Raw genomic sequence first — 21,390 nt, 5'->3', positions numbered from 1 at the left:
TGATCAGGTGCGGCACTTTTTCGGGTCTGCGATCGCCGCTTCGTAGTGATCCAGGGCTTCCTCTGTCCGGCCCTGCATGGCCAGCACCTCGCCGGTATTGAGTTCCAGCCAGGGGCTGTCCGCCTTGACCCGGTGGGCCGTGTCGAAGGCTGCGGCCGCTTCGCCGAAACGGCGCTGGTGTGTCAGCACGTAACCCAGTAGCACCAGCGTGTTGCCGTGGTCGGGGTGATAGCCAAGGCTGTGCCGCAGCGGCGTATCGGCGGCGATAAGCGTGGCCGGGGACAGCGAGCCGCGTGAATTCATGATGAGGCGCGATTGCTCGATGCCTGTCATCTCTCCATCCGTAATGGCATGCCGGCGATCAGCGTGCGCCGAGATCCAGCGCCCCGCCGTCCGGCCCACGCATGCGGAACGGCACCGACACCAGTTTCATGCCGGCATTGAGCTGGATGCAGAAATGCAGATGCGGGCCGGTGGAAAAGCCCGTATTTCCCGATTCGCCGAGCTGCTGCCCGACGTAGACATGACGGCCGGCCTGTACCACCACGCTTTCCGGGCGCAGATGGGCATATACCGCCATGCTGCCGTCACTGTGCAGTACGCGCACCACGTTGGCACGGCCGCCGAATTTTTCCTTGTCCAGGCCGGCGCCGTAGTAGTCGTCCTGCACTTCCATCACCACGCCATCGCGTGCGGCGAGTACCGGCGTGCCTTCGGCCGTTGCGGCATCCATGGCATAGCGCGACTGCTCGTCGGTATGGCTGAAACTGCCGTTGAAGCCCTGGTCGATACGCGCGTCGTGTTTGCCCAGCGGCCAGGCGTACTCGGCGTCTTCGTGGTGCGCGCCAGGGCTGCCGGGAATGGCGCGGATGGCCAGTTCCAATCGTGCCGGCTGGGTTGTATCGGCCTGGCGCAGGTTGGCCAGCACGCGCTCGGCGCGGGCGGGCAGGGTGATTGTCAGCGGCAGCGGCGGCTCGGTGGCGATATTGCTTGCATCGCCCAGGCTCAGCTCCACCTCGGCCGGGCCGGCGTAGTTGTTGAACACACGCGCCTGGCGTTGGTCGGCGTGGCCTTCCAGGCGCAGCTCCACCATCTTGCCCTGTTCGACCTTGACCACGGTTTCCTGCACCGGCTGGGCGGTGTCGGGTTTGCGGTCGGTGAAATGAACGACGCCGTTAGTGTCTGTGTATTTGTATATCTTCTTTGCCTGCGGCGCGGCGGCGAACAGCAGCAGCGTGGCGGCAAGCAGGCGTAGGGCAGGGGTGGTCATCGCCGGATTGTAGGGTATGTGGGGCCAGCGCTGCTGTGGCCGCCGCGGCGTGGCCTCGCCCCCTCCGGCTCGTAGGTACCGGCCGCCGGATACCGCACCGGCGCCGTCGTATGGCTTGCCGGTGCGCATAGGTCGATTCGATATATGGCCGTTTAGACGTCTAAACGTCTATTGACGATATGCCTCGTGGTCACTACAGTTCACCCCACGATCCATCGAGACCGGCTGAGGGAAAGGCCCTTGGAAGCCGGGGCAACCGACGGGAAACCGCACGGTGCCAACTCCTACGGAGGCGCTTGCAGCGCCGTGCCGAGAGATGGGTAGCAGCCATCCACCCCTGTCGCGGGTGGCGGCTGTCGCCACGTCATCGGTGTCCGCAGAAGCTCGACCACTGCCGGAGAACCGCATGACCCTCGCCAACGCCAGCTCCTTCGCCGCTTTCGACACGACGGTCTTCGCCTACGAGTCCGCCGCGTTCCTGCAGCCGATTCCGCGGCCTGCGCGCAGCGAAGCGGTGGTGCGCATCCAGCCCAAGTACGGCAGCGAGGCGGTCAAGGTCACCCTGCGCTATTTCTGGCACGGCGCAGCAGACGCGCCGACGGTCATCGTGCAGGGCGGCATTTCCGCCAGCCGCGATGTCTGCAGCCAAGGCGGCAATGCCGGCTGGTGGGACGATCTGGTCGGCAACGGCAAGCCGCTAGACCTGGACTGCCATCGCGTACTCAGCATCGACTGGCTGGCAGCGAGCGATCTGGGCGGCGGCATCTCGGTGTCCAGCGAAGACCAGGCCCAGGCCCTGGTTGCCCTGCTCGACGCACTGGGCATCGCCCAGGCCAAGGCCTATATCGGTTCGTCCTACGGCGCCATGGTCGGGCTGGCCCTGGCCACGCTGGCGCCGCGGCGCATCGGCCGCCTGGTCGCGATCAGCGGCGCCCACCGCGCGCATCCGCTGGCTACCGCGCTGCGGGCGATCCAGCGCGAAATCGTCCGCGGCGGCATTGCCAGCGGCGACATCGCCGGCGCGCTGGGCCTGGCGCGCCAGCTGGCCATGACCACCTACCGCGGCGCCGAGGAATTTGCCGAGCGTTTCGACGCCGCGCCGGAATTCCGCGATGGCCGCTTCCATTTCCCGGTGGAAGACTATCTCGGCGCCGCCGGCCGCAAGTTCGTCGCGCGCTTCGATGCGCAGCGCTACCTGAGCCTGTCCGAATCCATCGACCTGCACCGCATCGACGCGACGGCTGTGCAGGTGCCCTGCGACGTCATTGCCGTCAGCAGCGACCGCCTGGTTCCCACCACCGACCTGCGCGAGCTGGCTGCGGTTGCCGCCTGCGCCACGTATCACGAGATCGATTCGATCTACGGCCACGACGCCTTTCTGAAGGAAACCGGGCGCGTCGGCGCGCTGGTTGCCAACGCCCTTTCCTGTTGTTGATCGCAAGGACTCTTCCCCATGAGCGAACTGACCGCCACCACCCGCGCCGTCCGTGCCGGCATCGAATCCGATACCCAGCATGGCGCCGTGGTTCCGGCCCTGCACCTGTCGACCAACTACACCTTCGCCGGTTTCGGCCAGAAGCGTGTCTACGACTATTCGCGTAGCGGCAACCCCACCCGCGACCTGCTCGGCAATGCCCTGGCGGAACTCGAACTGGGTGCCGGTGCCGTGGTCACGGCCAGCGGCATGGCGGCGGTCGCACTGGTGCTGGAACTGGTGCCAGCCGGCGGCACCGTGATCGCCGCGCACGACTGCTACGGTGGCACCTGGCGCCTGCTCGACGCCTGGCAGAAGAAGGGCCGTTTCCAGGTCCGCTTTGTCAACCTGACCGATCCGCTGGCCCTGGCCGAAGCGCTGGCCGACAAGCCGGCCCTGGTCTGGGTGGAAACGCCGTCCAACCCGCTGTTGCGCATCACCGACGTGCGTCACGTCGCCCAGGCCGCGCATGCGGCCGGCGCGCTGGTCGTGGTCGACAACACCTTCCTGTCGCCGGCACTGCAGCAGCCGATCGCGCTGGGCGCGGATATTGTTGTCCACTCAACCACAAAGTACATCAATGGACATAGCGACGTCGTCGGCGGCGCCGTCGTGGCCAAGGACGCTGCAGTTGCCCAACAGCTGACCTGGTGGGCCAATTGCATCGGCCTGACCGGCGCGCCGTTCGACAGCTTCCTCACCCTGCGCGGCCTGCGCACCCTGGGCCCGCGCCTGCGTGCGCACCAGGAAAATGCCGACGCGCTGGCGCAGCTGCTGGCCGGTCACGAAGCCGTGACCAAGGTCTATTACCCCGGCCTGGCCGATCATCCGGGCCATGCCCTGGCCGCGCGGCAACAGTCGGGTTTCGGCGCCATGCTGAGTTTCGAACTGGATGCGGACAACGACGGCATCGCCGCCTTCCTCGAAGGACTGCGCTGCTTCTCCCTGGCCGAATCGCTGGGCGGTGTGGAAAGCCTGGTCGCCCATCCGGCCTCGATGACGCATGCGGCCATGGCGGTGGAAGCGCGCCGCACGGCGGGTATCGCCGACAACCTGCTGCGCCTGTCGGTCGGCATCGAAGACAGCGTCGACCTGCTGGCCGATGTCAGCGCCGGCCTGCAGCGCGCGCTGGCCGTCAACGCGGGCAAACAGAGGATACGTGCATGAGCGCGCTGGCCCTGGCGGTAGCGCATCCGCCGCGTAGCGTCGCTGATGACGCGGCTGCCGCAATCGTCATTCTCGGCACGGGTCTCGTCGGCGGCGCCCTGCTGCGCCTGCTCGAGGAAACGGCCGCCCGGCGCGCGCCGCTGAAACTGCTCGGCGTGGCCAATTCGCGCCACAGCCTGTTCGAGCCGGCCGGGCTGGCGCTGGGCCAGTTGCTGCCGCGGCTGGAACAGGCGGCCGGCTGCGACCTCGACGCGGTAGCGGCCGTGCTGCTGGCGAGCGAGCAGCCGCTGCGCATCGTCATCGACGCCACGCCGGCCGCAGCCGTGGCGCGGCGCCATGCACGCTGGCTGGCGCAGGGCATCCATGTCGTGACGGCGAACAAGATCGCCCAGGGCAGCCGCCTGCAGGAATGGCATGAAGTGCAGCGCGCGCGCCGCCACGGCGGCAGCGAATACGGCGACAGCGCCACCGTCGGCGCCGGCCTGCCGGCCCTGAGCAGCCTGCGCCGGCTGCGTCGCAGCGGTGACCGCCTGCTTGCGCTGGACGGCGTGCTGTCGGGTTCCCTGTCGTTCCTGTTCAATCACTACGACGGCAGCCGGCCATTCTCGGCCCTGCTGGGCGAGGCGCGCGAGCGCGGCTATACCGAGCCGGACCCGCGTGCCGACCTGTCCGGTGCCGATGTCGCACGCAAGCTGCTGATCCTCGCGCGCAGTGCCGGCATCGAGCTGGAGGAGTCCGACGTCGTTGTCGAAGGTCTGGTCCCGGCGCACCTGGCACGCCTGGACAGCGACGAATTTCTCAGCCGCCTGGGCGAAATCGACACCTTCATCGAACACCGCTTCCGCGAAGCCGCGGCACAGGGCCGCGTGCTGCGCTATCTGGCCTCGCTGGGCGAGGACGGCAGTGCTCGCGTCGGCCTGCGTGCGGTGGCTGCCGATCACCCCTGCGCTGCCTTGCGCGGCGCCGACAACCTGTTTGCCTTCACTTCCGAACGCTATCGCGACCGGCCGCTGGTGGTGGTCGGGCCCGGCGCGGGCGCTGACGTCACGGCTCAAGCCCTGCTTGGCGATGCCCTGGAACTGATTTCCTGAGCCCCCTGGGCGGTGCTGCGCGTCGCTCTCCTCTGGGGCGCCGCGCAGCATCGTTTTCTACATGCGGCAGACGATAGAAATGCAATCTGCCGCAATTGCGCTGCTGGTGGCGGCGTTTACAGCAGCCGGTTCAGCTCGGGCAGTATCGGCAGCCTGCGCACGCGCACGGTAGTTGCGGCGTAGATCGCATTGGCGAGGGCCGGGGCGACACTGGGAATGCCCATTTCGCCAGCGCCTGCCGGCTCTTTCTCGCTGGCGATCTGGATCACCTCGACCTCGTGCGGCATCTGCGCCATGCGGCCGACGGCGTAGTCGCCGAAGCTGCCTTGCACCACCTGGCCCTCCTTCACCGTGATGGCGAGGTTCAGTGCGGTGGAAATGCCGTCGATGGTGCCGCCCATCATCATGGCGTCGACGCCGAGCGGATTGACCACGCGGCCTACGTCGATCACGCAGATGGCGCGGTGGATGCGCAGATCGCGCCCGTCCACCGACACTTCGAAAGCGTGCGCGGCGTAGCCGCCGAAGGTGAAATGACAGGCGATGCCGACGCCGCGTCCGTCGCTGCGCTTGCGCTTCCAGTCGATCGCTTCGGCGCAGCGGGTCAGTACCGCGGCCAGGCGGCCGGTATCGAACTTCGGACCGCCATGGCCCTTGTAGTCCAGCTCGCGCGCTTCGCCGAGCAGGGCCAGGCGCAGGGCGACGGCGTCCTGCTTGGTTTCCACGGCGATTTCGTCGATGAAGCTCTGCACCGCAAATGCGTGGAAAGTGTGCAGCGGGGCACGCCACCAGCCGCGCGGCATGCCCGATTCCAGCGCGAAGAAGCGCTTGTCCAGGTTGGGCAGCAGGCCGGCGGGAAAGTCGTCGGGCTCCAGGCAGCCGATACCGGCAGCCTCGTCCTTCATGCCGGCATTGCGGTAGTTCACCGGCGTGGCGGCGCACAGATGGCCAAAGCCGGTGAGCTGGTTCTTCTTGTCCAGTGTCGCGGTGAGCTGGTGCACGCCGAACGGGCGGTAGAAATCGTGGCGCAGGTCGTCGTCGCGCGACCACATGAGCTTGACCGGCGCACCGGCCTTCTTCGCGATCATCACCGCTTCGGCGACGTAGTCGTTCTTCAGACGCCGGCCGAAGCCGCCGCCGGCGCGGGTCATGCGGATCTCGATTTTCTCCCGCGCCAGGCCGGTCAGGTCGGCGATCACGCGCGAGGCGCCGCTGGGGCTTTGCAGTGCACCGATGAACAGCGCGCGATCGGGTTCGATCTTGATCAGCGCATGCGGCGGTTCCATCGTCGCATGGGCCAGGAAGGGCACCTGGTATTTCGCTTCCAGGGTGCGCTTGGCCGCCTTGCGCGCCTTGTCCAGATCGCCTTCGACGCGTACGGCAATGCCGGCGCCCTTCAGCGCCTCGGTTGCCTGCGCTTCCAGCTTCGCGCTGGATTCCTCGGCCCATGGGCCTTGCTTCCAGCTGACCTTGAGTGCAGCGCGGCCCTTGAGCGCGGCCCAGGTATTGTCGGCCAGCACCACCACGCCGGCGGCGAGGTTGGTATCCAGCGACGAACCCAGTACCGGGCCGGGCAGTGCGAATACATCGCGCACGCCGGCGATCTTGCGGGTATCGCTGTCGTCGATGCTGTCGACACTGCCATCCAGATAGGGACAGCGCAGCATCACGGCCGTCAGCGCGCCACCCATGTAGCTGTCGATGCCGAAGGCCGCCTTGCCGGTGACGATGGCCAGTGCGTCGACGGTCCGGGCCGGCTTGCCGATGACGCGGTACTGCTCCGGTGTCTTCAGTGCTACTGCCTCGGCCGGCGGCAGGATGGCGGCGGCGCGTTCGACCAGCTCCGCGTAGGGCATGCGGGTGCCGTCCGGGTGCAGCACATGGCTGGATTCGGTCTTGAGCCGGTCTTGCGGCAACTGCCAATGCTGTGCCGCCGCTTCCAGCAGCAGCCAGCGCGCCACTGCGCCGACCTGGCGCAGGTCTTTCCAGCCGTCGGGAATACTGGTGCTGCCGCCGGCGCCCTGGGCGCCGTAGCGGTTGGTCGGGCCGTCCGGACCGATTTCGTAGCCGTACGGCAATTGTTCGACGCGCACCCGGGCCCAGTCGGCATCGAGTTCTTCGGCGATCAGCATCGGTAGCGAAGTCATCACGCCCTGGCCGATTTCGCAGCCGCGCGCGCCGATGACGATGCGGTTGTTGCGTTCGATGCGCACGAACGCGCCGAGCGAAGTCAGCGGCTCGCCCAGCATGTCGATGGGTACGGTTGGCTTGAAGGCCGCGCCGGCCGCACGCATGCCGACGATCAGCGCACCGCCGGCCGACAGCATCACGCTGATGAACTGGCGCCGGTTGATGCCGCTCACGACTTCGCTCCGGCAGGATTGGTGCTGGTCGCCAGCAATTGGGCGGCACGCCTGACCGCCTTGCGGATGCGCGGATAGGTGCCACAGCGGCAGATGTTCGTCAGCTGGGCAATGTCGGCGTCGCTGGGCTGGGCCTTGCGCTTGAGCAGGTCTACCGCAGCCATGATCTGGCCGGCCTGGCAGTAGCCGCATTGCGGCACGTCTTCTTCCATCCAGGCCTGCTGTACCGCGTGCAGGTCGTCGGCCGCGCCTATGCCTTCGATGGTGGTGATGGACTGGCCGGCCAGCGCGCTGACCGGCAGCAGGCAGGAGCGCTGCGCCTTGCCCTCGACATGCACGGTGCAGGCGCCGCATTGACCGACACCGCAGCCGTATTTGCTGCCGGTCAGGCGCAATACGTCGCGCAGATACCACAGCAGGGGCATATCCGGCGCGCCGGTGTGAAGGAAGAGCTCGCCGTTGATCGTCAGTTCGATAGCGCCCGGCTTGGTCGCCACCGCGGCGGGCGCGGCAGCTTCCTGGTCGGTCTTGGCATTCGGTTGGGGCATGTAGCTCTCCGCAGTACAGGCGGCGATTGTCGCAGCAGGCGGCGGGAGCGAACAGGGGCGCGGCGGTACGGCCGGTCGCAGCAGCGATGGCGTATGGCGCAGCGCCAGGGCGTCAGCGCCGGCGGTAGAACGCGCGCCAGGCGTAGAAGGCCGGCACACCGGCCACGATGATGAACAGCCCGATCAGCGACTCCCGTGGCTGTGCAATCGCGCTGGACACCACCACGTAAGCGACTGCAGCAATGAACAGCAGCGGCAGCAGCGGGAACAGCGGAGCGCGGAAAACGTTGCTGCTGCCTTCGTGGCGGCGGTAGTAGAACAGCGTTGCGGCGACCATGGCGCTGCCGATCCAGTCGCCGATGGTGGCGTAGTCGAGCAGCTGCGAATAACTGCCGCTGAGCACCAGCACAGCCGACCACAGTGCCAGCACGCCCAGGGCCACGTCCGGGCTGCGGTACTTCGGGTGCAGATGCGCGGCAGCGCGGAAGAACACGCCGTCGGCACCCATCACCTGGAATACGCGCGCGCCGCCGAGGATGGCGATGTTGCAGAAGCCGAAAGTGGAAATCGCAATGCCGGCGCCGATCAGCAGGGCGCCGGTGGAGCCGAACGCACCTTGCATCAGTTCCGCCGCCGGTGCCTTGCTCGCTGCCAGCCCGGCCTGGCCGAGTACATGCAGGTAGGCGTAGTTGGCCAGCAGATAACAGGCCGTGCAGGTGAGCATGCCCAGTACCAGCGCGCGCGGGATATTGCGTTGCGGCTCGCGGATCTCGCCGGCGATGTTGTTGATATAAAACCAGCCGCTGTAGGCAAACAGCACCGGCAACATGGCGCTGCCCAGGCTGCTGGCGCTGGTCGGCACGTTCGGCGTTTCCGCGGCGACGCCGCTGAAGGCCAGGCCGGCCACGACAACCGCGATCACCGCGAGCAGTTTCAGCGTAGTGGCCAGGTTCTGCACCAGCGCCCCGGCGCGGATGCCGAAGAAATTGATGCCGGCCAGCAGCAGGATGGCGCCGACGGCGAGCGGCTTGACCACGTTGTCGGGCAGGCCAAGCACGCGGCAGGCGTAGATGGAAAACGTATTCGCCACGGCGGCGATCGAGCCGGAGTAGTTTACCAGCAGCATGATCCAGCCGAACAGGAACGCGATCAGCGCGCCATAGGATTCGCGCAGGTAGACATAGCCGCCGCCGGCCTGGGGCCGGCGCGCGCCGAGTTCCGCATAGATGAAGGCACCGGCCAGGGCGAACAGGCCGCCCAGGGCCCAGGCCAGCAGGGTCATGCCGGACGAGCCGGTACGCTGCGCGACGATAGAGGGATTGAGAAAGATGCCCGAGCCGATGATGCCGCCGACTACCACCATGGTGGCGTCGAGTACGCCGAGGCGGCGGGCATAACCGGGAGTGTTGCTTTCGCTCATGAAGTTCGTCGCCCTGGCGCGGAGCGGCGAGGATGGGGGAGCGGCGCCTGCCTTGGCAATGAGGGTGAGTTGTTTCGATAGTCCGGCGCGGCGGCAGGACGCCAGCACCGCTTTGCCGTTGCGCGGCAGACCGGACCGGTCATGCCGCAACAGGCTGCTGCAAACGCATGAGGCCGCGCGGCCGATCGCCCGAGGGCGCCGGCTGCGCGGCCGCGCTGGCGATGTTACTTCGCGGCCACCAGGGCCAGGGTCATGTCCAGCATGCGGTTGGAGAAACCCCACTCGTTGTCGTACCAGGAGCAGACCTTCACCAGGGTGCCGCCCATGACCTTGGTCAGGGTCGCGTCGTAGACCGACGAGCGTGCATCGTGGTTGAAGTCGACCGAGACCAGCGGCGCCTTGTTGAAGCCGAGAATGTTCTTGAGCGCGCCTTCAGAAGCTTCCTTGACGATCTGGTCGATCTCGGCATTGGTCGTGGCGCGCTTGGCCACGAAGGTCAGGTCGACGACCGACACATTGATGGTCGGTACGCGCATGGCAAAGCCATCGAGCTTGCCGTTGAGCTCCGGCAATACCAGGCCGACTGCGGCGGCGGCGCCGGTCTTGGTCGGAATCTGCGACTGGGTGGCCGAGCGCGCGCGGCGCAGGTCCGAGTGATAGACGTCGGTCAGCACCTGGTCGTTGGTATAGGCATGGATGGTCGTCATCAGGCCGTGCTCGATGCCGATCTTCTCGTGCAGCACCTTGGCCAGCGGCGCCAGGCAATTGGTGGTGCACGAGGCATTCGAGATGACCTGGTGCGAGGCCTTGAGCTGGTCGTGGTTGACGCCGAAGACGAAGGTGCCGTCGACATCGTTGCCGCCCGGGGCCGAGATGATCACCTTCTTGGCGCCGCCGGCGATATGCGCACCGGCCTTGGCCTTGCTGGTGAACAGGCCGGTGCATTCCAGCACCACATCGATGCCCAGCTCGCCCCAGGGCAGCTTGGCCGGATCGCGCTCGGCGAATACCTTGATGCGATCGCCCTTGACCACGAGCTCGCTGCCGTCGACGGCCACCTCGAACGGGAATTTGCCGTGGGCCGTGTCGTAGCGGGTCAGGTGCGCATTGGTCTCGGCATCGCCCAGGTCGTTGATCGCGACGATCTGGATTTCGTGATTGCGGCCGGCTTCGTACAGGGCACGCAGGACATTACGGCCGATACGGCCATAGCCGTTGATGGCAACTTTCACCGCCATGGTGAGGGCTCCTAAAGGGTGGTGGGGACAGGGAGATGACAGAAAAGGCGCAGGATTGTAGCAATCGCCGCGCACGACTGCCGGGAATATGCGCCGCGGCGTGCCCCGACAGGGCGCCATGGCCGGCCACTGCCAGCCGGTGGCCGGCGCAGCACGCTACCTTACGGCCTTGCTAACCGAATCCGCGGCAGCTGCATCCATGCGTCCATGACAGTCGAAGACGAACGGGTAGTCCTTGCCCGCAATGGAGATCGCGCCGCGTTCCGGCGCCTGGTCGAGGCCGAGACCAGGCCGCTGTACGCCGTGGCCGCGCGCATCACGCGCGATGCCGCCCTGGCCGAGGACGCCGTACAGGAGGCCTTGTTCAACGCCTGGCGCCACCTGCGCGACTTCGACGGCCGGGCCAATTTCAAGACCTGGCTGCACCGCATCACGGTAAACGCCGCGTTGGAGCAGCTGCGCCGGCGCAGCGGACGCGAGCAGACCATGGCCGACGCCGTGCCCGACGACGACGAGCGCGAGGATTTCCTGGCGACCCGTGCCGACGAACTGCCCGGCCCGGAACAGCTCGCCGCCGGCGGCGAAATCGGCAGCCAGGTACAGACCCAGCTCGACCGCATGACTCATCTGGAACGCAGCGCCTTCGTGCTGCGCCATCACGAAGGCCAGTCGCTGGAGGAGATCTGCAGCGTGCTGTCCATCAATGTCTCGGCCTGCAAACAGGCCATTTTCCGTGCGGTGCGCAAGCTGCGCAGCGCGCTGGAACCGCTGAGGTAAGACCATGGATACGATTCGCGACAGCGACCTGATCCTCTATCACTACCGCGACGGCCTGGATGCCGCCGCCTTGGCTGCCATTGCCCAGGCACTGCACGACTCCGCCGCGCTGCGTGCCCGCTATGCGGCACTGTGCGCAACCCTGGATGCGGTCGATGCACAGCCGCTGCCTGTGCCCGATGCGGCATTCGAGCAGCGCCTGTGGCAAGGCTTCGATACGCGGCTGGTGGCAGAAACGGCCGGTCGGGAAGCCGCAGCACATGTGCGCAGTACCGGTGCCGGGCGCCAGCGCGATGCGCAGGCGGGCCGCCGCGGCCTGCTGCGCTATACGGCGACGGCACTGGCACTGGTGGCGGCGCTGGGCATCGGCTTTCTGGCCGGCCGTCAGCCTGTGCCGCTGCCGTCGCAGCCATCGTCGCCACCGGTCGCCGCCGTCGATGCGGGCAAGCTTTCCGCCCGCGTGCTCGATGCCTATGTCGCTGCGCACCTGCGCGAGACCGAAGGGGTGGTACTGACGGCGGTCAACAGCGACAACGCCGATCTGCTGGCCGGCAACCGCGAACTGGCCGCTGGCCTGATCGACTCGAATCGCCTGTACGCCCAGGCGGCGACGCGCGCCGGCAATGCGCGCCTGGCGAATTTTCTGCAGCAACTCGAACCTTTGTTGATCGAACTGGCTAACCCGCCGGGCTCAGATCCCATCCAAGGTTCTGAGGGTTTGCGCGACTACGTCGACAAATCTGATGTGCTGTTCCAATTGCGGGCGACCCAGGCGCGTATCGAAGCGCCGCGCTCCACCTCGATCTGACGGAGTCCATTCATGAACAAGTCCATTCTTTCCATTGCGCTGGGCCTGTTGCTGGCTGCGGCCGCACCGCTGGTCCTCGCTGTGCCGGCCGGCGCCGAAGTCAAGAGCGCCGACAAGGAATTGCAGCAGCTGTATACCCAGGGCCAGGAAGCCATGTCGCGCAAGGACTGGGCGCAGGCGCTGGAACGCTTCCGCCGCCTGGAAGAACGCATGGCAGCGGGCGGCGATTCCAACGTCGATACGGCCATTTTCTGGCAGGCCTATGTACTGGTCCAGGCCAAGCGCACGGGTGAGGCCAAGCGCACGATCGATCGTCTGCGCGAGAAGTATCCGCAGAGTCGCTGGGTGGCCGAATCCGAGAAGCTGCTGCGCCAGGACGAAGTGGCTTCCGACACGACGGAAAAATCCGCCGACGACCGCGAGCTGGCCGAGATCGCCGTCGAAGGACTGATGCACGCGCCGCCCGAGCGCGCCTTGCCGCTGCTGCAGAAAGTGCTGGCCGGCAAGCAGCCGGAAAAGGTCAAGCGGCGTGCCTTGTTCGTGCTCAGCCAGCTCGAGTCCGAGCAGGCCATGGACGTGCTTATCGGCGTGGCGCGCAACGGCGATCCGGCTCTGCGCGGTGAGGCCATCCGCATGCTCGGCATCAGCGGCGACGACAAGGCGGTGAACGAACTATCCACGCTCTACAAATCTGCCGGGCCCGAGGAAAAGCGCCAGGTACTGCAGGCCTGGCTGGTGGCCGACCGCAAGGATCTGGTTTTCGCTGCGGCGCGCGACGAAACCGACGCGAAACTGCGCGGCGATGCGATCCAGCTGCTTGGCGCGATGGATGCGACTGCCGAACTGAAGCAATTGCTGCCCAGCGTGAAAGAGCCGGAACTGCAGAGCAAGATCATCCAGTCGCTGGGCGTGGCCGGTGACGTCGACGCCATCGTGCAGCTGCTGGCCGGCAATCTGAACCCGGCCGCGCGCCTGGAGGCGTATCGCGCCATCGGCATCGGCGGCGGCAAGCGGGCCAGCGATGCCCTCGTAGCCGCCTATCCCCGCGCCGGCAACCGCGAAGAACGCGACGCCATCCTGCATGGCCTGCTCATTGCCGATGACGCCAAGGCCATGACGGCCTTGTACAAAAGCGCCAAGACCAAGGAAGAAAAGCAGCAGATCCTGCGCATGCTCACCACCCTGGGCGACGACGCGGCAATCGAGATCATCGAGCAGGAGCTGAACTAGTTCCAGCCTGCAGCCTACTGCTGAATGCGCGATTCGAGTGAATTGCCGGTTCAGCCAACAGTCCTCTGGGCCAACGTGCGATGCGGATGAAATGTCTCAGGCGCAAAAGCCCTCTCCCTAAAGCTCGCTCGGGGAGCGGGTTTGGGTGAAGGGGCAGGGCTTCCCGCAAACCCCAGCTGACATTTTTTCGCCCGCATGAATCGCGCCCGACTCAACCGGCGCACAGCAAGCGTGCTCCGGTCTATTCACCGTCATCGCATACCGCAAGCGTTTCCGCCGGCGCGCTTTTCCGCGCCCAGAAAATCCCATTATGGAGAACTCCCATGCGTAAATTCCTCGCCATCCTGCTGTTGTGGATTCCCCAGGCCAACGCCGCCGACCTCGCCAGCCAGATCGCCGGCAGCGACGGCTGGACCAGCTGGCAAGTGAGCAAAGTCGCGGATGCCGGCGAACCCTGCTGCTATGACCTCAACCGCGGCGGCGTCGACCGCATTGGCTGCGATCTCGACGGTGGCAACTGGAGCGTCAGCGTCGGCTCCCGGAATTCCCAGGCCAAGCCGGCATCGACCGACCAACTCACCGTGTATGCCCATGTCAGCCACGGCAAGGTCGACAAGATCCGCGCCTACGCGGCCACCTGTCCGGTGAATACGCGACAGGTCTTGCGCCCGCTGCCTGCCGTGGCTGCAGCTGACAGCGTCGCCTGGCTGGAACGCCAGGTCGCCGGCGGCAGCGACGCCAAACACATCGGCGACGAAACCGTGATGGCCCTGGCCTTCCATGCCGACAGCGCCGCGCAGCAGGCGCTGCTGCGCCTGGCCGCAGCCGGCCAGCCGGAAAAACGCCGCGAAACGGCATTGTTCTGGCTGGGCCAGGCACGCGGCGCCCAGGGCGTGGCCGCGGTCGAAGGCTTTGCCCGCGACGACGCCGACGAAGATATTCGCCGCCACGCCTTGTTCGTGCTGTCCCAGGCCGAGGAATTCGACACCTACCCCAAGCTGCTGGCCAGTGCACGCAATGACCGCGCCGGCGAAGTGCGCAGCCAGGCCATGTTCTGGATGGCCCAGATGAAAGATTCGCGTGCGGGCAAGGACATTCTTGGCCTGCTCGACAAGGAGCAGGAAGCCGACGTGCGCGAGCAGGCGGTATTTGCCCTGTCGCAACTGCCCGACAAAGCCGGCGACCAGGCCCTGATCGAGGTTCTGCGCGGCCACTATCCCCGCGATGTGAAGCAGAAAGCCTTGTTCTGGCTGGGCCAGTCGGGCTCGGACGAGGCGCTGGCCTTTCTCGACCAGGTACTGAACTGAAGTGGCAAGTTAAGTCTGAGCAAGTGTCGAGTGAACGGCTCTTGTAGCCGGCTGCCTGTCTTCGCAACCCCGCCAAGCCCTTGCATCGCAGGGGCTTGGCCGCCTCCGGCTCACGCAGGCGGCAAAATCCGACGTGTTCGGAGTTTCTCCAGGGCAGGACCATCGCGCTCCCCCGCCGTAGCTGGCGGACACGACAGGGCCGAAGCGCGGATGCCAAGGCTCGCGTCCGCCGCCCAAATCTGGCCGCTTGTCCGCTTGCGTCCGGTTCGTGCGCCACAACGCAGTTGGGCGGCAAAAGGAAACGCTATCGTGGGCACGCCTTCGTAGCCGTTGCGGTGCTAAGCTCGCGGCGCGGTACGGAAGTGAAGGTCGGGCAGGGGCTGACCGCAGCAATCATCGGTGGCTGGCCCGGACGCTCACCCGCGTGCAGGCTGGTTTGTTTGGCCCTGTCTGGAGGCGATATGTCGACTCAGCGTTCGACGTGGATGAACTGGCCTTCGAGCCTGCCCGAGTCCGCACCGGCGCCTGCCGCAACGAGTCCGCGTCCTCCGGCTGCTCCGCCGCCGCGTGCTCCGGCTGCTCCGGCCCAACCCGCTGCGCAGCAACCGCGCGCACCCCTGCCGCCCGCAGCGCCGACGGCGCGGGCACCGGTAACTCCGAATCCGAGTCTTGGCCGCCCGGCCACTCCACCGAACGCGTTCAACGTTCCGGCACACCAGTCCAACAATGCCGTGCTGGCCGACCTCGCGCGCCAGGCCCGTGCTGCCCGTGGCGAGCTGCAGGCGGCGCAAGAAGCGTTCGCGCGCCGCGCCCTGGGCCTGTACGAAACCTTGCGCATCGTCGACGACAGCCTGGTCCAGCTCGGCACCCACGTGCTTGGCAACAGTGTCATCGCGGCGGCCTGGTTTTCCTCGCGCAACCACCATCTGAACCAGCGTTCGCCGCTGGAGGTATTGATGGTCGGCGACCGCGAAGCCGTGGTGAACGAACTGATGCGGCTGGAGCACGGCGTCTACTGATTGGGGCGCAGCGCAGGCGATGCAATTCGCTGCGCTCATGCACCAACCCTGCGCGAGGCTCGGCACGCGTTCGCAGGAAGCCTTTGTGGTGCCCTCGTAGTGGTCTTGGCAGGGTGCGATGAGCCGCAGGCGAATTGCGGCGTCGCCATGGCGATACCCGCCGCCCCGCCAGAACCCTGTAGTCCCCAGTCGCCGCATAGTCGCACCTGCTGTCGCACTCATTGCACCCGGCGGGGGCTTTCAGGCAACAATCGCGCGACCGGAAGCGGAGTGTGCGATGCCGTTGCAGATCCAATCCTATTTCCACAGCGCCACGTCGACCTGGTCGCACCTGGCCAGCAATGGCGACGGCACTGCCGCGGCTATCATCGATCCGGTGCTGGATTTCGACAGCGTTTCCGGCCGTATCTGCAGCGAATCGGCCCAGGCCATTCTTGCTGCAGTGCATGCGCATCGGCTGCGCGTGGAGTGGATACTCGAAACCCATGCCCATGCCGATCACCTGAGCGGCGCAGACTGGCTCAAGCGCCAGCTGCAGGCCGAAGGCATGCCGGCGCGCACTGGCATAGGCCGCGGCATTGTCGGGGTGCAGGCGCATTGGCGGCAGGTGTTCCAGCTCGGCGATGAATTCCCTGCCGACGGCAGCGACTTCGACCAGTTGATCGACGACGGCGATTCGCTCGCGCTGGGCGAACTGGTCATCGAGGCCCTGGCCACGCCCGGCCATACCAGCGACGGCATGAGCTATCGCATCGGCGACGCGGTGTTCGTCGGCGATACCGTGTTCTCGCCCGCGGCCGGCACTGGTCGCTGCGATTTTCCGGGCGGCGATGCAGTGGCGCAGTTTCGTTCCATCCAGCGCCTGTACAGCCTGCCCGCGCAGACGCAGCTCTATCTTTGCCACGACTATCCACCCAAAGATGCAGAGCCGCGCGAAATGGTCGACCTGGTCGAACAGCGCAGCGGCAATGCGCAAGTGCGCCGCGATACCGCCGAAGCCGACTACGTCGCCCTGCGCCACGCGCGCGATGCCGGCCTGCCGCCGCCGCGGCTGCTGTATGCCGCGCTGCAGGTGAATATCCGCGCCGGCAAGCTGCCGCCGCCGCAGGCGAACGGCGTTTCCTTCCTGAAGATTCCGCTGTCCTAGCCGGCCACGTCCTGCGCCGCACCTGCGTGCACCGCTGCGACTCCAGCGCTGGTGGCGCGATTTGCCTGTGCGCATTGCCCGCCGTGGTAGCGGCTGGCAGACTCCAGCGCCTGTCTTTGCCGGAGCTGGCCATGTGCCTGCAGCGTAGCGCTGTCATCTTGTTTGCCGTGGCCGCCCTGGCGGCATCCGCACCGCTGCTGGCCTGGGGGCCTATAGGCCACCGCACCGTCGCCGGACTGGCCCAGGAGCACCTCTCGCCCGCCGTGCAGAAACAGGTGCGCCAGTTGCTGGAGCCGGACAACGAAAGCACCCTGGTCGACGTAGCCACCTGGGCCGACGATCTGCGCGACACCGATCCGGCACGCTATCGCAGTACTGGAAAAATGCACTACGTGAATTTTGCCAGCGGCCAGTGCAGCTACGTGCCGCAGCGCGATTGCCGCAAGGGCGAATGCGTCGTCGCGGCGATAGAGCGCTACGAGAAAATCCTCGGCGACCGCTCGCGCCCGCGTGCCGAACGTGCCGATGCATTGCGTTTCGTCGTGCACTTCATTGCCGACGTACACCAGCCGCTGCATGCGAGCTTCAAGCGCGACAAGGGTGGCAACACCGTGCAACTGCGCTACGGCCGGGAAAACTGGAACCTGCACGGCGTCTGGGATTCGCTGCTGCTCAAGAGCGCCGGTCTGCGCTGGCCCGACTATGTGCGCCGGCTCGCGCCTGGGGTAAAGCCGGCCGACAGGACGGGGCCGGCGCAATGGGCGGAAGAATCCTGCCGCGTGGTGCGCGACGAAGGCGTCTACCCTGAAGGCAACAGCATCGACGAGGCCTACCTCGCGCGGGAACTGCCGGTGGCCGAACGGCGCATGCAACTGGCCGCAGCGCGCCTGGATGCGGTGCTCGAACGCGTGCTGGGCGGCAGCCGCGACTGAGGCGGCGCCGCCTCTGCAGCGAAGTGGAATGCGTGCTGCAGTGCATGTCGCGCGGGACAAGGCGCTGATGCCGCCACGGCTGGCGGCACGAATCGATTGGCGCGCGCGATTGCGGCACAGGCTTGTGCTAGTTTTGCTGCACTCAAAACGACGCAAAGACCAAGCCCCATGCAGATCCGCCGCACCAAGATCATCGCCACCCTGGGCCCGGCTACCGATGCCCCCGGCATGCTCAAACGCATCATCGAGGAAGGCGTCGACATCGTCCGCCTGAACCTGTCCCACGGCGCCGCCGCCGATCATGTGCGGCGCGCCCGGGAAGCCCGCGAAGCGGCCGACGAACTGGGCCGCGAAGTCGGCATCCTGGCCGATCTGCAAGGCCCCAAGATCCGCATCGAGAAGTTTGCCAAAGGTCGCATCATGCTCGAACCCGGCCAGCCGTTCGTGCTGGACTGCCGCGCCGATGCGGCGCCGGGCGACGAGAACCGCGTCGGCGTGAGCTATCTCGGCCTGCCCAACGACGTGAAGACCGGCGATACCTTGCTGCTTGACGACGGCCTGATTTCCCTGACCGTGCTGGAAGTGGTCGACACCGAAGTGCGCTGCCAGGTGTTGTATGGCGGCGCGCTGTCGGACCGCAAAGGCCTCAATCGCCTCGGCGGCGGCCTGTCGATTGCCGCGCTCAGCGACAAGGACCGCGCCGACATCAAGCTGGCCGCCGAACTGGGCGCCGACTTCCTCGCCGTATCGTTCGCCAAGAGCGCCAACGACATGAACGAAGCGCGCCGCCTGCTGCGCGCGGCGGCCGGGCAGGGCGCGCTGGTGGCGAAGATCGAACGCGCCGAGGCCATCGACGTACTCGGCGAAATCATCGATGCCTCCGATGCCGTGATGGTTGCGCGTGGCGACCTCGGCGTGGAAATCGGCGATGCCGAGTTGCCAGGCTTGCAGAAGAAGATCATCCGCGAGGCATTGGTACGCAACTGCGTCGTCATCACCGCCACGCAGATGCTGCAGTCCATGGTCGAATCGCCGATTCCCACCCGCGCCGAAGTGCTGGACGTGGCCAATGCCGTGATCGACGGCACCGACGCCGTGATGCTGAGCCAGGAAACCGCGGCCGGCCGCCATCCGGACAAGGCCGTTGCAGCCATGCGCCGCGTCTGCCTCGGCGCCGAGCGCCAGTTCGAGCCGCTGGAAGGCTTCCAGCCCGGCATGCACCGCATCGACCGCACCGACCAGGCCATCGCCATGTCGGCAATGTTTCTTTCTACACAGGTGAACCCCCGCGCCATCGTTGCGCTGACCGAATCCGGCGCCACCGCGCAATGGCTGTCGCGCTATCGCTCGGCCGTGCCGATCTACGCACTGTCGCGCAGCGCCCCGGCACGCAAGCGCATGCAGCTGTACCGCGATGTCTATCCGATCGAATTCGACGCCCGCGGTGTCGATCCGGCACATGCGACGCGTGCGGCGATCCAGCACCTGTTCAACCTGGGGCGGCTGGCAGAGAACGACCGCGTCGTCATCACCACCGGCGACCATACCGGACGCCTGGGCGGTACGAATACGATGAAGCTGTTGCGGGTGGGGGCTGGCGGGCTGGCGGAAGGGCTGGGCGAGCTTTGAGCGCAGTGGCTGTCGGTGCAGCCGAGCCAGAAACGATCACATGAGGACGACTGGACCTACATGTGGCCTGATGCAGTAGCAGCATTGGATTTTTGTAGAAAGATCGTTATTTTTTTTGCTAGCGAGCTATTCGCCGGCAGCAGTCATATTCCATAAGGTTTCATTTCGATTGCTGAATGCAGCACTGCTAGGGTGGGCATACGCTTGCGGCGGCGTGGCAGCCATGAGTTAGCCTTGGCGCCTCGCCGATGAGGAATTTCTCCATGCCGCTCTTCCTGCCGCTGCTGTTGTCTGCAACGTTGCCGTTGTCCGCCACGGCTCCCATTGAATTCCGCGATCGGGAAAAAATTGCTGATCTGTGGACATTGGCCAATGCCGAGGACAACCCTCCGTTTTATCCGGCGGAGAATCTGCAGGCGGGCAAGATGGGCTGTGTCGCGGTAGGTTTCCAGATCGAGGCCGACGGCAGCACCAGCGATGTGCAGGTGTTGCGTGTCGTTGTGAACGGTGCCGAAGAAGAGCAGGCCAGAGGCTTTGGCGACGCAACGAAAATCTGGGCCGGGAAACTGCGCTATGCGCCGGTCGGCCGGCCCCGGCCGGTCTATACCTACGACATCACCACCTTTACGCTGGCCCCGACCAAAGACCGCTACGCCGCAGATGCTCTGCCGGATGAAAACGGCTTGACCACCTTTGCGCCGAACTCGACCGAAGGCTCGGCCAAGACCACCGAGGAAAGGGGCGAATCCCTCATGCAGCGTTGTGTCATCGAGGATTTTCCAGCGACAATGCGAAAGCTTTCCGACCCCTGATCTGCAACACCCGCGCCTTTGCGGGTAGCGAGTATTCCCATGCGCCGCCCGCTGTCTCCTTCGCTTTTTCTCGCCGCCGGTGCGCTTCTGGCGCTAGGTGCTGCGGCCGCGCTGGCGCAAAACGAACCACGTCCGGTCGCTGCCAAGGATCTGGCCAAATACTGGCTCGTCGCCAGCGACGCGATGGAAGCGCTGGTGCCGAATACCGGCGTCAACCTGCACACGCCCAGCTGCGCCGTGGTGCGCTACGTGATCAATGCCGACGGCAGTACCAGCGACGTGGTGCTGGAGAAGCTGGTGCCGATGGGCGACCTGGGCGTAGTGGCCACATCGGCGATCAAAAGCCTGCGCTATGCGCCGGCCTCGAACAACCAGGCGCTTACGCCAGTGCTGACGCGGGTGACCTTGCCGCTGAATCTGCCGCCCGTGCGCGGCACGCCGGAACAGCGGGCACGCGTGGAAGCACAGCGCAGCCAGGTTCTGGCCGGTTGCGACGCGACAGGCGCCGCGCCCACGCCGGCAGCAGCGAAGAGTTCGTAGTTCAGATTGTTTCGGACTATGGCGCGGCAGGTCGCTGATGGCTCGTAGTGGCTAAGGCCCGTGTTGCCGCGATTGAGCGAATGCGCCTGTTGCCTGTGTGCATGACTTGCGTGCGGCGCGCGGGGCTGGCGTGATCGGTGCCTGACCGATCAGCGGAGCCCCCTTCATGTCGTTCGCCCTCGCATCGCCGCAACGTGCCACACACAGCCTGATCGCAATACGTTTGCTACTGGCTGGACTGATTGCTGCCCATGGCTGGGCGCGCTGGTACTACGGCGGTGTTGCGCCGTTCGGCAGCTGGCTGGATGGCCTGGGTTTCCCGCTGGGCATGGCCATCGCCGTCGGCGTTACCGCGGTGGAGATCGCCGGCACGCCGCTGCTGGCCTGGGGCCGCCTGGTGCGGCCGTTATGCCTGCTTTACGGTGCCATCTACCTCGTCGGCATTGTGCTGGTGCATGCGCCGGCCGGTTGGTTCGTGGTCGGGTTGGGGCGCAATGGCATGGAATACAGCGTATTGCTGATCGCCTGTCTGCTTGCCGTGGGCTATGGCCACGCCGGTGCGGACAAGGCGCCGCGCGGTGGCTAGGCGGCGCGGGCTGGTCATGCCGAAAGCTGGCG

Annotated in this window: 20 protein-coding genes and 1 riboswitch; of the genes, 14 read left to right on the top strand and 6 right to left on the bottom strand. The window is 66.4% G+C overall.

Annotated elements, in window-relative coordinates; genetic code table 11:
- Nucleotides 1-3: 3 nt before the first annotated feature.
- Nucleotides 4-333 (bottom strand): tetratricopeptide repeat protein, encoded by a 330-nt coding sequence (locus tag DFR29_RS19855; protein WP_133820380.1) that lies wholly within the window; start codon nucleotides 331-333, stop codon nucleotides 4-6.
- A gap of 28 nt (nucleotides 334-361) precedes the next feature.
- Complete coding sequence (locus DFR29_RS19850) at nucleotides 362-1,270, bottom strand: peptidoglycan DD-metalloendopeptidase family protein (RefSeq protein WP_166654221.1); 909 nt, start codon at nucleotides 1,268-1,270, stop codon at nucleotides 362-364.
- A 209-nt stretch (nucleotides 1,271-1,479) separates the two neighbouring features.
- Nucleotides 1,480-1,593: riboswitch (SAM riboswitch) on the top strand.
- An 83-nt stretch (nucleotides 1,594-1,676) separates the two neighbouring features.
- Between DFR29_RS19850 and metX the strand changes: the two genes are divergently transcribed.
- From metX to DFR29_RS19835, 3 genes are read left to right on the top strand one after another with little or no spacing between them, the layout of a single operon-like run.
- Complete coding sequence (gene metX / locus DFR29_RS19845; RefSeq protein WP_133820378.1) at nucleotides 1,677-2,705, top strand: homoserine O-succinyltransferase MetX; 1,029 nt, start codon at nucleotides 1,677-1,679, stop codon at nucleotides 2,703-2,705.
- 18 nt (nucleotides 2,706-2,723) lie between these two features.
- Nucleotides 2,724-3,911 carry a cystathionine gamma-synthase gene (gene metB, locus DFR29_RS19840; protein ID WP_133820377.1) on the top strand — a complete coding sequence of 396 codons (1,188 nt, stop codon included), beginning with the start codon at nucleotides 2,724-2,726 and terminating at the stop codon, nucleotides 3,909-3,911.
- On the top strand, nucleotides 3,908-5,002 hold the full coding sequence (locus tag DFR29_RS19835) for a homoserine dehydrogenase family protein (RefSeq protein ID WP_133820376.1): 1,095 nt from the start codon (nucleotides 3,908-3,910) through the stop codon (nucleotides 5,000-5,002). The genes metB and DFR29_RS19835 overlap by 4 nt, the downstream gene beginning before the upstream one ends.
- Before the next feature lie 116 nt (nucleotides 5,003-5,118).
- On the opposite strand, the gene DFR29_RS19830 is transcribed toward DFR29_RS19835, so the two are convergent.
- From DFR29_RS19830 to gap, 4 genes are all read right to left on the bottom strand, one after another.
- On the bottom strand, nucleotides 5,119-7,365 hold the full coding sequence (locus DFR29_RS19830) for a xanthine dehydrogenase family protein molybdopterin-binding subunit (protein WP_133820375.1): 2,247 nt from the start codon (nucleotides 7,363-7,365) through the stop codon (nucleotides 5,119-5,121).
- On the bottom strand, nucleotides 7,362-7,913 hold the full coding sequence (locus DFR29_RS19825) for a (2Fe-2S)-binding protein (protein WP_133820374.1): 552 nt from the start codon (nucleotides 7,911-7,913) through the stop codon (nucleotides 7,362-7,364). The genes DFR29_RS19830 and DFR29_RS19825 overlap by 4 nt, the downstream gene beginning before the upstream one ends.
- Nucleotides 7,914-8,025: 112 nt before the next feature.
- Entirely contained in the window at nucleotides 8,026-9,333 is a 1,308-nt protein-coding gene (locus DFR29_RS19820; RefSeq protein ID WP_133820373.1) for an APC family permease, read from the bottom strand.
- A gap of 224 nt (nucleotides 9,334-9,557) precedes the next feature.
- Nucleotides 9,558-10,571 carry a type I glyceraldehyde-3-phosphate dehydrogenase gene (gene gap / locus DFR29_RS19815; protein WP_133820372.1) on the bottom strand — a complete coding sequence of 338 codons (1,014 nt, stop codon included), beginning with the start codon at nucleotides 10,569-10,571 and terminating at the stop codon, nucleotides 9,558-9,560.
- A gap of 207 nt (nucleotides 10,572-10,778) precedes the next feature.
- Between gap and DFR29_RS19810 the strand changes: the two genes are divergently transcribed.
- From DFR29_RS19810 to DFR29_RS19760, 11 genes are all read left to right on the top strand, one after another.
- Nucleotides 10,779-11,348 carry an RNA polymerase sigma factor gene (locus DFR29_RS19810; protein WP_133820371.1) on the top strand — a complete coding sequence of 190 codons (570 nt, stop codon included), beginning with the start codon at nucleotides 10,779-10,781 and terminating at the stop codon, nucleotides 11,346-11,348.
- Nucleotides 11,349-11,352: 4 nt separating this feature from the next.
- Nucleotides 11,353-12,156, top strand: a complete 804-nt coding sequence (locus DFR29_RS19805) for a hypothetical protein (protein ID WP_133820370.1) — start codon at nucleotides 11,353-11,355, stop codon at nucleotides 12,154-12,156.
- A 12-nt stretch (nucleotides 12,157-12,168) separates the two neighbouring features.
- The gene (locus DFR29_RS19800; RefSeq protein WP_133820369.1) at nucleotides 12,169-13,386 is read left to right on the top strand and encodes a HEAT repeat domain-containing protein; all 1,218 of its coding nucleotides are present in this window, start codon (nucleotides 12,169-12,171) and stop codon (nucleotides 13,384-13,386) included.
- 323 nt (nucleotides 13,387-13,709) lie between these two features.
- The gene (locus tag DFR29_RS19795; protein ID WP_133820368.1) at nucleotides 13,710-14,693 is read left to right on the top strand and encodes a HEAT repeat domain-containing protein; all 984 of its coding nucleotides are present in this window, start codon (nucleotides 13,710-13,712) and stop codon (nucleotides 14,691-14,693) included.
- A 731-nt stretch (nucleotides 14,694-15,424) separates the two neighbouring features.
- Nucleotides 15,425-15,712, top strand: coding sequence for an MbcA/ParS/Xre antitoxin family protein (locus DFR29_RS29325; protein WP_166654220.1), 288 nt, complete (start codon nucleotides 15,425-15,427; stop codon nucleotides 15,710-15,712).
- 277 nt (nucleotides 15,713-15,989) lie between these two features.
- Nucleotides 15,990-16,859: an MBL fold metallo-hydrolase gene (locus DFR29_RS19785; protein ID WP_133820366.1), complete on the top strand. Its 870-nt coding sequence runs from the start codon at nucleotides 15,990-15,992 to the stop codon at nucleotides 16,857-16,859.
- A 131-nt stretch (nucleotides 16,860-16,990) separates the two neighbouring features.
- A complete protein-coding gene (locus tag DFR29_RS19780; RefSeq protein ID WP_133820365.1) occupies nucleotides 16,991-17,791 on the top strand; it encodes a S1/P1 nuclease in 801 nt (266 codons plus the stop codon).
- A 168-nt stretch (nucleotides 17,792-17,959) separates the two neighbouring features.
- A complete protein-coding gene (pyk, locus tag DFR29_RS19775; RefSeq protein WP_133820364.1) occupies nucleotides 17,960-19,420 on the top strand; it encodes a pyruvate kinase in 1,461 nt (486 codons plus the stop codon).
- A 263-nt stretch (nucleotides 19,421-19,683) separates the two neighbouring features.
- The gene (locus DFR29_RS19770) at nucleotides 19,684-20,232 is read left to right on the top strand and encodes an energy transducer TonB (RefSeq protein ID WP_166654219.1); all 549 of its coding nucleotides are present in this window, start codon (nucleotides 19,684-19,686) and stop codon (nucleotides 20,230-20,232) included.
- A 39-nt stretch (nucleotides 20,233-20,271) separates the two neighbouring features.
- Nucleotides 20,272-20,772 (top strand): energy transducer TonB, encoded by a 501-nt coding sequence (locus DFR29_RS19765; RefSeq protein ID WP_133820362.1) that lies wholly within the window; start codon nucleotides 20,272-20,274, stop codon nucleotides 20,770-20,772.
- 166 nt (nucleotides 20,773-20,938) lie between these two features.
- Nucleotides 20,939-21,358, top strand: coding sequence for a DoxX family protein (locus tag DFR29_RS19760; RefSeq protein WP_133820361.1), 420 nt, complete (start codon nucleotides 20,939-20,941; stop codon nucleotides 21,356-21,358).
- The last annotated feature ends 32 nt before the right edge of the window (nucleotides 21,359-21,390 follow it).

Source organism: Tahibacter aquaticus (genome assembly GCF_004363655.1).
In the GTDB taxonomy this organism is placed as follows: Bacteria; Pseudomonadota; Gammaproteobacteria; order Xanthomonadales; family Rhodanobacteraceae; genus Tahibacter; species Tahibacter aquaticus.
This window is presented reverse-complemented; position numbering and strand designations above follow the sequence as displayed.